This window comes from Variovorax boronicumulans, assembly GCF_019352895.1.
Lineage (GTDB): Bacteria > Pseudomonadota > Gammaproteobacteria > Burkholderiales > Burkholderiaceae_C > Variovorax > Variovorax boronicumulans_A.
The window spans coordinates 981,601-997,881 of sequence record NZ_JAAAFX010000004.1 but is presented as its reverse complement, the minus strand read 5'-3'; the positions used below and the strand labels follow the sequence as shown (position 1 = coordinate 997,881).

11 protein-coding genes are annotated in these 16,281 nt (G+C 68.6%); 5 read left to right on the top strand and 6 right to left on the bottom strand.

The window, feature by feature from the left end; genetic code table 11:
- Positions 1 to 4: 4 nt before the first annotated feature.
- The 5 genes from K0H49_RS06230 to K0H49_RS06210 all read left to right on the top strand — a co-directional run bounded on the left by K0H49_RS06230 (position 5) and on the right by K0H49_RS06210 (position 6,787).
- Positions 5 to 769 (top strand): uroporphyrinogen-III synthase, encoded by a 765-nt coding sequence (locus K0H49_RS06230; protein WP_219210344.1) that lies wholly within the window; start codon positions 5 to 7, stop codon positions 767 to 769.
- Entirely contained in the window at positions 766 to 1,848 is a 1,083-nt protein-coding gene (locus tag K0H49_RS06225; RefSeq protein ID WP_219210342.1) for a uroporphyrinogen-III C-methyltransferase, read from the top strand. Before K0H49_RS06230 ends, K0H49_RS06225 begins: the two co-directional genes overlap by 4 nt.
- A gap of 3 nt (positions 1,849 to 1,851) precedes the next feature.
- Positions 1,852 to 3,132 (top strand): heme biosynthesis protein HemY, encoded by a 1,281-nt coding sequence (locus K0H49_RS06220; RefSeq protein WP_219210340.1) that lies wholly within the window; start codon positions 1,852 to 1,854, stop codon positions 3,130 to 3,132.
- A 252-nt stretch (positions 3,133 to 3,384) separates the two neighbouring features.
- A complete protein-coding gene (locus K0H49_RS06215; protein WP_257624604.1) occupies positions 3,385 to 4,512 on the top strand; it encodes a polysaccharide biosynthesis/export family protein in 1,128 nt (375 codons plus the stop codon).
- A gap of 19 nt (positions 4,513 to 4,531) precedes the next feature.
- A complete protein-coding gene (locus K0H49_RS06210; RefSeq protein WP_219210339.1) occupies positions 4,532 to 6,787 on the top strand; it encodes a polysaccharide biosynthesis tyrosine autokinase in 2,256 nt (751 codons plus the stop codon).
- Between the two features lie 78 nt (positions 6,788 to 6,865).
- Here the strand turns inward: K0H49_RS06210 and K0H49_RS06205 are convergent, their stop codons facing one another.
- The 6 genes from K0H49_RS06205 to K0H49_RS06180 form a co-directional block, all read right to left on the bottom strand.
- Positions 6,866 to 8,098, bottom strand: a complete 1,233-nt coding sequence (locus K0H49_RS06205; protein ID WP_219210337.1) for a glycosyltransferase WbuB — start codon at positions 8,096 to 8,098, stop codon at positions 6,866 to 6,868.
- A gap of 49 nt (positions 8,099 to 8,147) precedes the next feature.
- A complete protein-coding gene (locus K0H49_RS06200) occupies positions 8,148 to 9,515 on the bottom strand; it encodes an O-antigen ligase family protein (RefSeq protein WP_219210335.1) in 1,368 nt (455 codons plus the stop codon).
- Positions 9,512 to 10,492, bottom strand: coding sequence for a hypothetical protein (locus K0H49_RS06195; RefSeq protein WP_219210332.1), 981 nt, complete (start codon positions 10,490 to 10,492; stop codon positions 9,512 to 9,514). The genes K0H49_RS06200 and K0H49_RS06195 overlap by 4 nt, the downstream gene beginning before the upstream one ends.
- Positions 10,493 to 10,515: 23 nt before the next feature.
- Entirely contained in the window at positions 10,516 to 11,484 is a 969-nt protein-coding gene (fcl, locus tag K0H49_RS06190; RefSeq protein ID WP_219210330.1) for a GDP-L-fucose synthase, read from the bottom strand.
- A gap of 200 nt (positions 11,485 to 11,684) precedes the next feature.
- Positions 11,685 to 12,299, bottom strand: a complete 615-nt coding sequence (locus K0H49_RS06185; protein ID WP_257624603.1) for a sugar transferase — start codon at positions 12,297 to 12,299, stop codon at positions 11,685 to 11,687.
- 497 nt (positions 12,300 to 12,796) lie between these two features.
- Positions 12,797 to 16,060 (bottom strand): Rne/Rng family ribonuclease, encoded by a 3,264-nt coding sequence (locus K0H49_RS06180; protein ID WP_219210326.1) that lies wholly within the window; start codon positions 16,058 to 16,060, stop codon positions 12,797 to 12,799.
- Positions 16,061 to 16,281: the final 221 nt, after the last annotated feature.

Sequence of the window (16,281 nt, the reverse complement as noted above, 5' to 3'; positions counted from 1 at the left end):
GGCCATGCCGAGTCGCGTGATCGTCACCCGCCCCGCGCGCGAAGCGCGGCGCTGGATCGCCGAATGGCAGGGCGCGGGCGTCGAGGCCGTGGCGCTGCCGCTGATCGTGATCGACGCGGTCGCGGACGACGCCGAACTGCGCGCCGTGCGCGAACGCCTGGCCGACTGGTCGGCGCTGATGTTCGTCAGTGCTGCCGCGGCCGCGAATTTCTTCGAGGGCGTCACGCTCGGCGACAGCCTGCCGCGCTGCTGGGCCACCGGGCCCGGCACGGTGCGCGGCCTGCGCGAGGCCGGTGTGCCCGCGGCGGGCATCGATGCACCGTCGGCCGAGGCCGCCCAGTTCGATTCCGAAACCCTGTGGGCCGACGTGCGCGCGCAGGTCGGGCCGGGCACGCGGGTGCTGATCGTGCGCGGCGGCAATGCCGCGGGCCAACCCATCGGCCGCGGCTGGCTGGCCCGTGAGATCGAGGCTGCGGGCGGTCAGATCGACACCGTGGTGGCCTACCGCCGGCTGGCGCCGTCGCTGGGGGAAAGCGAGCGGCAGTTGGCGACCGCTGCCGCAACCGACGGCAGCGTCTGGCTGTTCAGCAGCGGCGAGGCCATCGCCAACCTGTGCGCCGCGCTGCCCGGGCTGCGCTGGGACCAGGCCCGCGCCGTCGCCACCCATCCGCGCATCGGCGACGCCGCGCGCGCGGCCGGTTTCGGTTCGGTGCGGGTCGCGCCATCCGGTTCGGCCGCCTTGAACGCGTCGATAGAATCGTTCGCATGAGTCAAGCGCTGCCGCCCCCCGAAGAACGCGTGCCCGATGCCGCGCCGCGGATCGTGGTGCCGGTGGCCGCGCATGGCTCGGCCGCGCTCGGCGCGCTGGTGCTGTCGCGCATCTTCTTCGGCCTGCTTGCCTTGCTGACGCTCATCGCACTGGTGCTGGTGCTGGTGCTGTGGCAGAAGGTCGGCGGCATGCAGGAGCAGCTCGCGCGCCAGAGCGGCGACTCCCTGGCGCAGTCGCTCGAGGCGCGCACGCTGGCGCGTCAGGCCAACGAGACGGTGCGCGACACCGCCGCGCGGCTGGCGCTGGCCGAGGGCCGCCTGGCCGAGGTGGCATTGCAGCGCTCGCAGCTCGAGGAGCTGATGCAGAGCCTGTCGCGCTCGCGTGACGAGAACCTGGTGGTCGACATCGAATCGACGCTGCGCCTGGCGCTGCAGCAGGCGCAGGCCACCGGCAATGTCGAACCGCTGCTGGCGGCGCTGAAGGCCGCCGACGTGCGCATCACGCGCGCCGCGCAACCGCGGCTGGCGCCGCTGCAGCGCGCCATCCAGCGCGACGCCGACCGGCTGCGCGCCACGGCCAGCAGCGACGGCGGCGATGCGCTGCAGAAGCTCGACGAACTGATGCGCGGCGTCGACGACCTGCCGACGCTCAATGCCGTGGCGGTGCGCCGCGGCGGCGCGAACCCCTGGCAGCCCGAACCGATTCCGGCCGATGCCCCCTGGTGGGAGCGCCTGCTGCTCACGGTGCGGGGCGAAGCGCGTTCGCTGGTGCGCGTAGGGCGCATCGAGCGGCCCGAGGCGGTGCTGCTGGCGCCCGACCAGACTTTCTTCCTGCGTGAGAACCTCAAGCTCAAGCTGCTCAACATCCGCCTCGCGCTGCTGTCGCGCCAGGCCGAGACTGCCCGCAGCGAACTGACGCTGGTGGCCGGCTCGCTCAACCGCTACTTCGATCCTGCGTCGCGCCGGGTGCAGATGGCCGCCACCCTGCTGCAGCAACTGCAGTTGCAGGTGCGCACCGCCGAGCCGCCGCGGGTCGACGAAACCCTTGCCGCGCTGGCCACGGCGGCGGCCGGTCGCTGAGCGATGCGCGCTGCACTCTGGCTACTCGCGCTGTTCGGCATTGCGGCCGCGGTCGCGCTGTTCGCCGGCAACAACCAGGGCACCGTCACCGTGTTCTGGCCGCCCTGGCGGGTCGACCTGTCGCTCAATCTGGTGCTGCTGCTGCTGGCCGGCGCCTTCGTGCTGCTGTATGCCGCCCTGCGCGCGCTGGCGGCACTGCTGTCCTTGCCGCACCAGGCGCGCCAATGGCGGGTGCAGCAGAAGGAACGTGCCCTGCATTCGGCGTTGCTCGATGCCATGGTGCAGCTGATCGCCGGGCGTTTCTCGCGTGCCCGCAAGGCGGCGCTGGCCGCGCTGGCGCAGGAGCGTGCGCTCGAGGGGCTCGACGTGTCCCTGCCGCAGGCACGCCAGCTGCGGGTGCTGTCGCATCTGCTGGCCGCGGAAAGCGCGCAATCCCTGCAGGACCGGCCGGCCCGCGATGCGCATCTTCAACTGGCGCTCAACGAGAGCGCCGAGCGCGGCGTGCTCAGCCCCGAGACCCGCGAAGGCGTGCAATTGCGGTCGGCCCGCTGGGCGCTCGAAGACCGCGATCCGGCCGCCGCCCTGGCGCGCCTGGAAGAGCTGCCGCAGGGCGTCCAGCGGCGCACGCTGGCCTTGCGCCTGCATCTCAAGGCCGCACGGCAGGAGCGCCGCACTCTCGAAGCCTTGCAGACGGCGCGCCTGCTGGCCAAGCATCGGGCCTTCTCCGATGCGGCCGCGCAGAGCATCGTGCGCGGGTTGGCGACCGAGGTGCTGGCGGATTCCCACGACGCGGCCCAGCTGCTGCGTGCCTGGAGCGCGCTCGAAAGCAACGAGCGTGAGATGCCCGAGGTCGCGATCCAGGCCGCCCAGCGCATGGTCGCGCTCAATGGCGACCTGGCGTTGGCCCGCGGCTGGCTGCTGCCGGTGTGGGAGCGAATGGTCGAACAGCCGCGCAGCCTGGGCGATGGCCTGCGCGTGCGGCTGACGCGGGCTTTGGAGGCGGGCCTGGACTCGGTCGATGCCGACTGGCTGGCGCGCATCGAATCGGCCCAGCGCAACAACCCGCGCGACGCCAACCTGCAATACCTGGCCGGCATGGCCTGCATGAAGCGGCAGCTCTGGGGCAAGGCCCAGCAGCTGTTGACCCAGGCCGGTCTCGGCCTGCAGGACACCGAGCTCTACCGTCGCGCCTGGCTGGCGCTGGCCCAGCTGGCCGAAGCGCGCGATGATGCGCCGCAGGCTCTGGCGGCCTGGAAGCGCGCGGCCCAGACCGAAAACCTTTAGGGTTTCCTGGTTTTCGCGCAAGCCGACGAGGCGCGCGCCGCCATCGCGCTGCGCCTTCGAGGGGCGCCGTTTCTGCACTTTCGACCTCGCCATCGTGACCTTGTGCACGATCTGGCCCGTCGCGGTCGGGGATACCTTGAGAAACAATTTGAATGAAACATGTGACCTGCTGTACAGTCGCAACTGTTTCCAAAAGTATTCATTTTGGTTTCTGTGGAGTCCGGTTTGAAAAGTTTTGTAGTACACGCCGCCTTGTTTGCCGCTGCCGCCCTGGTGCTGCAGGGGTGCGCACCGCTCGCCCCCGGCTTCAGTTCCGCCAGCGGCGAGGCCGCCAAGGCCGTGTCGCCGTCGGGCTATGCGGGCCCCAATGACGACCCGCCACCCGCCGGTGCGCTGACGGCCATCACGCCGGAACTCATTCATGCACAGAACAAGGCCGCGTCGGTCGGCATCGGCCCCGAGGTGCGGGCCCTGATCGGCAACCCCGAGGCCTATCGCATCGGCCCGGGCGACGTGATCGGCATCGTGGTCTACGACCATCCGGAGATCGCCTTCAGCAGCACGCCGGCGACCACCGTGGCCGACCCGGCCAGCATCTCGCCGGCACCTGGCTTCATCGTCTCGGACACCGGCCAGCTGACCTTCCCCTATGCCGGTCCGCTCAATGCCGCCGGCATGACCGTGCAGCAGATCGAGAACACGCTGGTCCAGCGCCTGTCGCGCGTTTTCAAGAACCCCCAGCTGAGCGTGCGCGTGACCGCCTTCCGCAGCAAGCGCGCCTATGTCGAGGGCGAAGTGCGCACGCCGGGCCTGTTGGTGTTCACCGACATTCCCATGACGTTGGCCGAAGCGCTCAATCGCGCCGGTGGGCTGCTGCCCAACGGCGACCGTTCCTTCGTGACCCTGACGCGCAACGGCGTCACCACCACGCTGGACCTGGTCGGCCTGGCGGGCGTGGGTGTGGACCCGACCCGCATTCCGCTGAAGAACGGCGACATGGTGATGGTGCGCGGACGCGACGAGCGCAAGGTCACGGTGATGGGCGAAGTCCTCCAACAGGCCGCCATCCCGATGCGCAACGGCCGCCTGAGCCTCAACGAAGCGCTGAGCGAGGTCGGCGGCGTCAACCTGACATCGGCGAATCCGCGCCAGATCTACGTGGTGCGCAACGAGCCCACGGGCGGGCAGTCGCTGTTCCATCTCGATGCGCGCACGCCCACGGCGCTGGCGCTGGCCGACCAGTTCGCGCTGCGGCCGAGGGATGTGGTCTACGTTGATCCGGTGCCATTGGTGCAGTGGAACCGCGTGATCAATCTCATCCTGCCCTCGACCACGACCGCGACCTCGGTGCGCGACCTGTCGCAGCCGTCGACGCGCTGATTTCCAGAGTATCCAGCCGATGAATTCCCCCACTCCCTATTCCAACACCGATCTGCCGATGGCCAGCGAGGGCGGCGGCGATGCGGACTTCGGTCGCTACGTCGATGTGCTGCGCACGCAGAAGTGGATGATCCTCGCGATCACGCTCGTGGTGCTGGGCATCGGCATCGTCTATGCCTTGCTGGCGCGGCCGGTCTACGAGACCGCCGTGGTGGTGCAGGTCGAAGATGGCAGTGGAAACAACTCCAAGGGTGTGCTCAACGAAGCGGCCGGCCTGTTCGACTTGCGCACGCCGACCAGCGCCGAGATGGAGATCATCCGTTCGCGCATGGTGGTGGCCCCCGCGGTCGAGGCGAGCAAGCTCTACATCACCAGCGCCCCGCGCTACATTCCCTACATCGGCGGCTGGATGGCGCGCCGCTCGAACGGGCTGTCGGACCCGGGCTTCCTGGGCATGAAGGGCTATGTCTCGGGCACCGAGCAGATCGTCGCCTCGAGCTTCGACGTTCCCGAAGCGATGGAGGGTTCGGAATTCCGCGTGACGGCCCAGGGCGGCGGCCAGTACAGCCTGACGAATCCACGCCTGGCGACGCCGCTCGAGGGCACCGTCGGCACGTTGCTGAAGGCCCAGACCGATGAGGGCGCGATCGAGCTCATGATCGACCGGCTGTCCGGCAAGGCGGGTGCGGAGTTCGACCTGGTCCGTCATCGCAAATCCGGCATCGTGGCCGAGGTGCAGGCCGGCCTGGCGCTGACCGAGCGCGGCAAGCAGTCGGGCATCATCGAGGTGTCGACGCGCGGCGCCAACCCGTTCCAGATCACGCGTGTGCTCAACGCCGTCGGCGCCCAGTACGTGCGCCAGAATATCGAGCGCAAGGCGGCCGAGGCACAGAAGACGCTGACCTTCCTCGACGTGCAACTGCCGCAGTTCAAGCGCCAGCTCGAAGCCTCCGAAGAAATCTACAACCGCTTTCGCAACCAGAAGGCCACCGTCGCCTTCGGCGAAGAAGCGACGGCCGTGCTGGGTGAAGCGGTAGACCGCCAGAGCAAGTTGCTCGAAGCCCAGCAGCGCCGCCGCGAGCTCGAGAGCCGCTTCACCGCCGAGCATCCTTCGGTGCAGACGCTCGATGCGCAGATCGCCGCCTTGCAGCGCGACATCGGCAACATCCAGACCCGCATCAAGGGGCTGCCGGCCATCCAGCAGGAAGCCGTGCGCATGGAGCGCGACGTCAAGGTCAACACCGAGCTGTACCAGTCGCTGCTGAACAACGCACTGCAGTTGCGCCTGGTGAAGGAAGGCAAGGTCGGCAACGTGCGCGTGCTCGACGAGGCCCTGGTGCCGACCCTGCCGGTCAAGCCGCGTCGCTCGGTCATCGTCGGTGCCGCGCTGGCGTTGGGCCTGTTCCTCGGCATCGTGGCCGCCTACCTGCGCAATGCCTTCATTGAGCAGCGCATCCGCGATCCGCATGAGGTCGAGAGCCACAGCGGGCTGCCGGTGTTCTCCACCATTCCGTTGAGCGGCGCACAGGACGCGATCGCCAAGCGCCGCTTGACCGGTGCCACCGGCGTGCGCCTGCTGGCCATCGAGCACCCGGACGATCCGGCGGTGGAAAGCCTGCGCAGCCTGCGTACCGCCATGCAGTTCGCGATGCTCGAGTCGCCCAACAACCGGGTGCTGATCACCGGCGCCACGCCCGGCGTGGGCAAGAGTTTCGTCACGGCCAACTTCGCGGCCCTGATGGCGGCCGCGGGCAAGCGCACGCTGCTGATCGACGCCGACCTGCGGCGCGGCCATGCGCACCAGTACTTCGGTCTGCAGCGCCATGGCGGCCTGTCGGAACTGATCGCCGGCAGCCTGACGGTGCAGCAGACCGTGCACCGCCAGGTGGTGCCCGATCTCGACTTCCTGGCCACCGGCCAGCTGCCGCCGAATCCGTCGGAACTGCTGGTGTCGGAGTCGTTCAAGTCCACGCTGGAGAAGCTCTCCGAGCTCTACGACCTGATCGTGATCGACACGCCGCCGGTGCTGGTGGCGGCCGACACGATGACGGTGGCGATGCATGCCGGCACGGTGCTGCTGGTGGCGCGCGCCGACCAGTCGACCATGGGCGAATTGAAGGAGAGCACGCGTCGCCTGGCCCTCGGCGGCCGCGCGGCGACCGGTGTGCTGCTCAACGCCATGGACGTCGAACGTCGCGCCTACACGCCCTACAAGTACGGGCGCTACCGCTACACCAACTACAACTACGACAGCATCCTGCCCGACGAGCAGTGAGACGCGAGGGGCGACATGCCCCATCGACGCGAATGAAAAAACCGCCTCTCGGGGCGGTTTTTTCATGGGTCAAGGCCGTCAGTCTTTGCGCGGGCCGATGCAGTCCTGCAGGTCACGTTCGAAACGCGCGAGCACCGCATCGCGGTCCAGGCGTTCTTCGGCATAGCGACGGGCGCGCAGGCCGAGTTCGCGGCGCAGCACGGGGTCTGCGGCCAACTGCAGCAGGGCTTCGGCAAAAGCCGGCGCATCTTCGGGCGGCACGATGCGCCCGCATTGCGCCACCACCTGGCCCAGCTCCGTCTCGGGCCGTGCGCCGGCGAGCACCGGCCGGCCGCTGCTGAGCATGCCGGTGAGCTTCGAGGGCATGACCAGGTCGGCCGCATCGGCGCGCTGCGGCAGCAGATGGACGTCGGCCAGCCCCAGCAGGTCGCCCAGGCGCTCGACCGGTTGCAGGTCGATGAAGCGCACGCTGTCGAGCCCGGCGCAACGCGCCCTCAGCGCGTCCCGCCCGGCACCGCCGCCGCAGAAGACGAACACGATATCGGGCCGTGCGCGCAACTGGAGTGCGAGTTCGGCCAGCAGTTCGAGGCCCTGCTTGGCGCCCATGTTGCCCGCGTAGAGCGCGACCACGGCATCGTCGGCGATGCCGAGCTCGGTGCGGTAGGGGCTCGGGCTCGCCAGCGGCCGGACGGCCGAGATGTCGGCCCAATTGGGAAAGGACAGCAGGCGCGTGGCCGGCACGCCCTTGGCGCTGGCGCGCTCGAGCATGCGCTGGGAGATGGTGGAGACGCGATCGAAGCGGCCCAGCAGCCAGCGTTCGGCGCCGCTCACGAAGGCCCGCAGCCGTGCGCCCCTGAGCAGCCCCAGTTCGAAGGCTGCATCGACCTCGTAGTCCTGGATGTGCAGCCAGGCCCTGCCAGAGCGCAGCCGCGCGAAGGCCAGGCCGGCCGGGGTGCAGAACAGCGGTGGCTCGGTCATCCAGATCACGTCGGGCTTCCAGCGCCACTGGGCCAGCAAGGCGGGAACGCTGGCCAGCGCGAAGCTGGCCAGGTGCAGCAGGCGGCGCAGGCCATTGACCTTGGTGGGCACCCACAGCGGCGTGCGAAACACCTGCGCGCCGTGCCATGTCTCGCGGGTGTAACGCGTCGCGCTGTAGCCTTCGCGCACCTTCCACTCGGGGTAGTAGGGCGGTGCCGTGATCACGCGCACGTCGTGCCCGCGGGCGGTCAGCCACGCCACCATTTCGCCGCTGTATTTGCCGATGCCAGTGAGTTCGGGTGCGAAGTTGATGCCGTAGACGAGAAGTTTCATCGGTGCGAAGGAAGGGACAGGCCGGGTCGGCATCCGTCGCGGCAGCAACTCACTGGGAGGGCGATCGCATCGGGAAGAAGTCGTTCGAAGGGTAACGGAACACCAGCAGGAAGTAACCGATCAACAGGCCCAGCAAGGCATTGGCGGTGAGCTGGCCGATGGCTTGCCACGTCATGAGCGCGATCACCAGCGTGAGCCACAGCAGCACCGGGAAAGGTGAGTGGCGCCGGGCCGAGAGGCGCACGCTGTGGTAGAAACAGGCCGCCAGCACCAGCACCTTGAGGGCAATGAAGGCAAAGCCCAGCAGGCCGCCTTCGAGCAGGATGCGCCCGGTCTCCGATTCGGCCAGCCCGAAATTGTCCGCACCGGACTTCAATGATGCCGCGAGGTTCGAGCCCGCGCCCAGGCCACTGCCCAGCCAAGTCCCGGCACGCAGCACGTTCGGCTCGCCGACGAAGGTCGCCAGCAATCGGTCAAAGAAGTCCTCGCCGCCGGCGGCCTGTTCGAAGCGTTGCTGCGTCACCTGCACCGCATCCGAAAGAAAGAAGACGAAGACGGCGGTCAGCATGCAGGCCACCAGCACCTCGCCCAGCGCCGCGGGCTTGTCGCGGCCTTTGGCGAACAGGAACCGTGCGCCCAGGTAGGCGGCCAGCATGAAGCCTGCCGAGAGCACCGCTGCACGCGAGCCGCTCACCATGCTGCAGACCAGGAAGGCGCCGAAGCCCGCGAGGCTGAAGAGGCGTTGCCGCTTGTTTCGCTTGGTTGCGGCCATCAGGCCGAAGACCAGCGGCGCGATCATGATCAGGTAGGTCGCGTAGCCGGAGGTGAAGCTGAAGGTGCCTGTGGTCCGCACCACGCCGGCAATCACCACGAACACCGAGTTCTCGTCGCCGTCGAGCTGGCGGTTGATGGTGGCACCTGGCGGCGAATAGTGCTGCAGCACGGCCAGTGGCGTGAGTATCAGCAGGGTCATGACCGCCATTCGCACGGCCGCGCGGTAGTCGGCCGCGTTCATCGCCGCGGCGGCGGCCACGCCGAACCAGAGGTAGAGCAGCCAGAAGCGCATGCCGATCACGAATACGATCGGCGAGCTCTCGCCGGCCACCATCTGCACCAGTCCCCATGCGATCACGCAGCAGGACCAGATCAGCAGCGGGACCGTGACCTTGGCAAAGCGATGCAGATGGCCGGCCCAGGTCGCATGGACGATCACGGCCAGCGCCAGCAGGTCACGCAACAGGATCAGCGGCAGCGTGGCCGAGGACGCCACCCATTTGCGGATCGCGCCTTCGAACACGACGATCAGCAGCACCGCGATGAACATCCGGCCGACGGGGCTGAGCGCGGCCGACCGGCTCGCAGGGCGAGCGGCCACGCGGGCCGGCATCGGCATCGACGGCAGGGCGGCCTGTTTCATGCGCGGGTCTCGCTGCTCAATGCCTGCAGGGCCGCGGCATGGGCTGCGATGCAGTGCGGTTCATACCAGAGGCGTGCCGCGCGGCCGATCGCGCGCGGGTCGAGCGCCGGGCGGCGCTCCAGCGCGTCGAAGCCGGCGGCGTACTCGACGTTGGGTTGCATGCCGTCGTGGGGCGCCAGGCCTTTCCAGAGCAGGATCGGGCAGGTGCCATGCGATGCGTAGGCGGCGAAGATGCCGCTCTTGCCCACGTAGTCGGCCGGATAGGCGAGCACGCCGTGGCGCGCGTTCGAGAGCGCCTGGCTGACCTGTGCGGCCGGCAGCATGCCGCGCACGCGCACACCTTCCTGGGCCAGGCGACTCGACAGCGCCGCGTCCTGCAGCGGGGCGCCGATGTCGTCGATGCGCAGGCCATGTCGTTTGGCAAAGCGGAAGATCTCGCCGTCGTTCCAGGCATAGGCCGGCGCGCGGATGCCGGCGCTGCCGAAGACCACAATGGATGCTTCGCGTTCATGGTCGGCCGCGGCGGGCTCGCCCACGTTCGAGAACACGGGCAGCACGCGGTGCGGTGCCTCGGGCGCCTGTTCGCGCAGCCATTGCCCCGCGAGCTCGCGGTTGGTGAGCCAGAAGTCGGCCTGGCCGGCCAGTTCGCGCGCGATGCGCCGCTGCATGCCGCTCAGCCAGAAGGCCGAGCGCCAGGGCGGTCCGGACGCATAGAGTTCGTGAAAAACCACGCCGAACACGCGAAAGCGCTCGCGCAGGCTCGTCAGCTCCTCGAGCAACCAGGAGGGAACGCCCCGCTTGTGATAGCCGTAGCCGCTGAAGTGCAGCAGCAGCACGTCGCCCGACCAGCCGCGCGTGTCGGTCTGGGCCGACAGCTCGCGCACCGGTGCACGGATCGAACCGCCGACGATGGCGGCGTAGTCGCGCACCCCGCCGGTGCCGGGCGGGATCAGGGAGAGCGAGGTGGCTGCGTGCATGGACGGGCAGGGGCGTGGCTGTATCAGGCGGCCACGCGCTCGTGCGCCAGGAAGTCCTGGTAGGCGCGTGCGATGCCTTCGCGCAGGCCGACGCGTGGGGCCCAGCCCAGCGCGCGGACGCGCGAGATGTCCAGCAGCTTGCGCGGCGCGCCGTCGGGCTTGCTGGCGTCGCACTGGATCTGGCCGCCGTAGCCGACCACGTCGCCGACCAGTTGCGCCAGCTCGGCGATTGACAGGTCTTCACCGCTGCCGACGTTGATGTGGCTGTTCATCGGCTCGGTGCAGGCCGCGTAGCGGTCCTGCGGCAGGTCCATGACGTGCACGCAGGCCGCGGCCATGTCGTCCACATAGAGGAACTCGCGCTTGGGCGTGCCGGTGCCCCAGATCACGACCGACGGCGCTGCGGCCTCCCGTGCCTCGTGGAAGCGGCGGATCAGCGCCGGCAGCACGTGGCTGTTGTCCGGGTGGTAGTTGTCGCCGGGCCCGTAGAGGTTGGTCGGCATCACGCTGCGGTAGTCGGTGCCGTACTGGCGGTTGTAGCTCTCGCAGAGCTTGATGCCCGCGATCTTGGCGATGGCGTAGGGCTCGTTGGTGGGTTCGAGCTTGCCGGTGAGCAATGCGTCCTCGGCCATCGGCTGGGCCGCCAGCCGCGGATAGATGCAGCTCGAGCCGAGAAACAGCAGCCGCGTCACGCCGCTGCGCCAGGCCTCGTGGACCACATTGGCCTCGAGCATCAGGTTCGTGTAGAGGAACTCCGCGGGGTAGGTGGCGTTGGCATGGATGCCGCCCACCTTGGCCGCGGCCAGGTACACCGCGTCGGGCTTTTCCGTGGCGAAGAAGTCGCGCACCGCAGCCTGGTCTGTCAGGTCGAGTTCGGCGTGGGTGCGCGTGATGATGCGTTCGTGCCCGCGGGCTTCGAGCGCGCGCACGATGGCGCTCCCGACCATGCCGCGATGGCCAGCCACGTAGATGCCTTTGCGAAGCGCGTTCATGGAGTCTCTGAGATAGGTTGGCTGTGAGGCCGTCGTCGGAAAAAGAAGGTTTGGAAGGACCGGGTCCGGGCAGTGCACCGACCGCTCCGTCCGACCCGTTGGTACGGGCCTTGCGCCGCATCATCCCTCGTTTATCGCAAGGCCGGAAGCGATATGCGCTGCGGCCCCTGGCCGAGCCGCAGTTTCGGACCCGGGTCCGTTCAGCGCGAGCCTTCGCCCGAGATCACGGCCGTTGCGGTCTTGGCGAGGATCTTGATGTCCAGCCAGAGCGACCAGTTGTTCACGTACTGCGCATCGAGCTCGACGCGCTGGGCATAGGACAGCCGGTTGCGGCCGCTCACTTGCCACAGGCCGGTGATGCCGGGACGCATCGCGCAATAGTGATCCCAGTGCTTGCCATAGAGGCTGCGCTGGCGTTCCATGCAGGGGCGCGGGCCGATCAGGCTCATGTCGCCCTTGAGCACGTTCCAGAACTGCGGCAGCTCGTCCAGGCTCAGCTTGCGGATCAGGCGGCCCAGCGGCGTGATGCGCGGGTCCACTTCGAGCTTCTGGAAGGTCTCCCACTGGGTGCGGGCCACGTCGTTCTTGCTCAGGTACTCGTCGAGGATGTTCTCGGAGTTGCGCACCATGGAACGGAACTTGTAGAACTTGAAGCGCTGGCCGCCTTCGCCCAGACGGGTTTGAAAGAAGTGCACCGGTCGGCCCATGCTGATGGCGACGGCCAGGGCCACGCACAGATAGATGGGTCCGAACAGGGTGAAGAAGGTCAGGGCCGCGAGGATGTCGACGCTTCGTTTGACGCCGCGTTGCAGCAACGTCAGACCCTTCGGTTGTGCGGCGATGGGCGTGGGTGCAGGCTCCCCGCGCCCGGAGGAGCGGTGCCTGAGCAGTTGGCCTTGCGCAGTCGAATCGGTACGAAACATGTGAATCCCCTTGGGGTTTCTGCCTACGGCGTGGCAGTGTAACGCTTTAATACTACAGGAAAGAATTTGAACACATTTGTTCTAGTATGTCCTGTAAGTCTACGGTACTCATTTTGTAAGGAGACCGAGGACCGGCACTATTTCACGTCCGACAACACGTTGTGCGATGCAACATTCTAAATACGTTTGTAGAACTTTTGTACGAAGACGCATCAAGAGTACTGAGTACCTTGTTGCTACATGTTTCCCGAAGGGTGTGGCGACGGCGCTGTGAGTTCCGATCGTCGGCTGGCGGCGAAACAAAAAAAAACGTCGGCCGCCGGTGAAGGCGGCCGACGTCCGGGTCGGCATAGGGGTGCACCCCACGCGGGTGCCCCTGCAAGCGACGGTCAGCGGGCGGCGTCGCCCTCGTGCACGGCGCGTTCGAAAGGCAGCACCGTGGCGGCCAGGTCCCGACGCGTTTCGACCAGCACCAGCGGGCCTTCGTTCAGCACCTGCACGGGCGGGCGCTCGCGGGGCACGTGGATCGGCTTGATTTCCGCCGCGATGGCATCCCGAACCTGCGCCACGCGCTCGGCGTCGGAGTTCACCCAATGCAGTCCCGAGCCTTCCGCCACCTGGGCGAGCTGTGCCAGGGGCAATTCAAAGGGCTGAACCTTCGGCAGGGCGCCGCGGCCGTTGGTCGGCTGGCTGTTCGCCACCGCTGGCGCGGCTGCGGCGGGGCGAGGCGCGCGCTCGGTACGGACCGGGGCGGTTGCTGCCGTCACGGTCTGGACTTCAGGCGCGGGCGTCGCGACAGGCGCCGCGACGGGCACGACCGCTGCGGCCACCGGCTGGGCCGGTGCGACGACGGGTGCTGCTGCGACCGCTTCCACGGCGATCGGCTCGGCGCCCGCGCTGGTCGCGGTTTCGTCACCTTCGCGCGGTGCACGCTCGCGACGATCGCGGCCGTAACGGTCACGCGAGCGGCCGCGGCGTTCGTCGCCGTCCTGGCGAGGGGCCTGCTCGGTCGGTGCGCCGTTGTCGGTTGCACCTTCCAGGGCTTCGGGGTTCGCTGCAGTGACCGTCTCAGGAGTCGACTCGGCCGGACGCGGCGCGCCGTCGCGGCGTTCACGGCGGCCTTCGCCGGCGCGTTCGCCGCGGGGCTCGCGGTCCTCGCGCGGTGCACGGTCTTCACGCGGCGCACGCTCCTCACGTGGTGCACGCTCTTCACGCGGTGCGCGTTCATTGCGTTCGGTCGTGCTGTCGGCCGGCGGTGCGTCGCCGTTCAGGAAGCGTGCGGGGGTATCGGCAGTGCTGCGTTCGCGCGGCTCGCCGTTGCGCTCGCCGCCACGTTCGCCGCGCTCTGCGCGTTCGCCACGCTCGCCGCGTTCGCGGCGGGCGCGCGGTGCGCGCTCGATCGGGGCACCGTTCTCGTCGACGGCAGGGGCCGGGTTTTGAATCGCTTCCTGCTGGCCTTCGGTGCCTTCCAGCGTCACTGGACGGTCGGCATCGCGGCGTTCGCCACGGCCGCCGTTGCGGCGCTCACCGTCGCGCGGACCGCGGCCTTCGCGGCCACCTTCACGGGGCTCACGGGGTTCGCGCGGTTCGCGTGCTTCACGCACGGGTGCGTCGGCGCGGAGTTCGGTCCGGGCTTCACGCGGTTGGCGTTCGCCGGCGCGTTCGCCCGAACGTTCGCCACCGCGTCCGCCGCGGCGCTCGCCGTCGCGACCGTTGCGGCCTTCGCCATCACGGCCGCCACGGCCTTCACCGCGGCCGCCGCGGCGTGGTTCGCCGTCGCGTGCCGAGCGGGCTTCGCCGTCGCGTCCGCCACGGCCGTCGCGGCGTGGCTTCGGTGCTTCCACCGGGATGGCGCTGGCGGGGGTGCCGTTGCTGGAGGCCGGTGCGGGCTTGGCCGCGGGCGTTTCGGCACCGAACAGGCGCTTGATGAAGGCGAAGAAGCCGCGTTCGGCCGGCGCGGCCACCGGGGCTGCGGGTGGCGGTGCCACGGGCGGCTGCACCGCGACGGGCGGGCGCACCGGTTCGGGCTTGGGCACGGCGACCGGGGCCGGTGCGTCGGGCAGCACGCCCTTGATCACCGGCGTCTGCTTGTTGGTGGGTTCCTGCGAGCGGCGCGTGACCGAGGTCGGGTCTTCCACCTCTTCGGCCATCTTGTAGCTGGCCTGGATGTGGTCGAGGCGCGGGTCGTCGTGCTTGAGGCGCTCGAGCTTGTAGTGCGGCGTCTCGAAGGTCTTGTTGGGGACCATCAGCACGGTCACGCGCTGCTTGAGCTCGATCTTGGCGATCTCGGGGCGCTTCTCGTTGAGCAGGAACGAGGCCACTTCGACCGGCACCTGGACGTGCACGGCGGCCGTGTTGTCCTTGAGGCACTCTTCCTGAATGATGCGCAGGATCTGCAGCGCGCTCGATTCGGTGTCGCGGATGTGGCCCGAGCCGCCGCAACGCGGGCAGGGGATCGACGAGCCTTCGCTGAGCGCCGGCTTGAGGCGCTGGCGGCTCATTTCCATCAGGCCGAACTTGCTGATCGAGCCGAACTGCACGCGGGCGCGGTCTTGGCGCAGCGCGTCGCGCAGGCGGCTTTCGACCTCGCGGCGGTTCTTCGACTCGTCCATGTCGATGAAGTCGATGACGATCAGGCCGCCCAGGTCGCGCAGGCGCATCTGGCGGGCCACTTCGTCGGCGGCTTCGAGGTTGGTGCGGGTGGCGGTCTCTTCGATGTCGCCGCCCTTGATGGCGCGCGCCGAGTTGACGTCGATGGACACCAGCGCTTCGGTATGGTCGATCACGATGGCGCCGCCCGAGGGCAGCTGCACGGTGCGGGCGTAGGCCGACTCGATCTGGTGCTCGATCTGGAAGCGGCTGAACAGCGCCGCGTCGTCGCGGTAGCGCTTCACGCGGGCCGCATGCTCCGGCATCACGTGGGCCATGAACTGCTGGGCCTGCTCGTAGATGTCGTCGGTGTCGATCAGGATGTCGCCGATGTCGTGATTGAAGTAGTCACGGATCGCGCGGATCACCAGGCTCGATTCCTGGTAGATCAGGAAGGCGCCCTTGGCGCCCTTGGCCGCGCCGTCGATGGCGGTCCAGAGCTTGAGCAGGTAGTTCAGGTCCCACTGGAGTTCGGGCGCCGAGCGGCCGATGCCGGCGGTGCGCGCGATGATGCTCATGCCCTTCGGGTACTCGAGCTGGTCCATCGCCTCCTTGAGCTCGGCGCGGTCGTCGCCCTCGATGCGACGCGAAACACCACCGCCGCGCGGGTTGTTCGGCATCAGCACGACGTAGCGGCCGGCCAGCGAGACGAAGGTGGTCAGGGCCGCGCCCTTGTTGCCGCGCTCTTCCTTCTCGACCTGCACGACCAGTTCCTGGCCCTCGCGGATCGCGTCCTGGATGCGGGCCTGGCTGGCCGACACGCCTTCGGCGAAGTACTGCTTGGAGATTTCCTTGAAGGGCAGGAAGCCGTGGCGGTCCTCGCCGTAGTCGACGAAACAGGCTTCGAGCGAGGGCTCGACGCGCGTCACGACGGCCTTGTAGATATTGCCCTTGCGCTGTTCGCGCCCTTCGATTTCGATTTCGTAGTCGAGGAGCTTCTGCCCGTCGACGATGGCCAGGCGGCGCTCTTCCGGCTGCGTGGCGTTGATCAACATCCGCTTCATGATGCGTTGTCCTTAATAGATATATGCGTTCGAACCGGCCCCTGACGGGCCAACGATGCACGGACGACGCTTCGCGAAACGAGGGGGAATTGCCGCTAACACTCCGGCTGCCTGGCCGCCGCGCGAACGCGGCCGGCCGTTGTCGAGCGTCAGCTCAACGGCAGCAGGCGAGGGGGCGCATGGATGGGGGCGAGCCCGGGACGGTGTCGAGTCGCCATGGA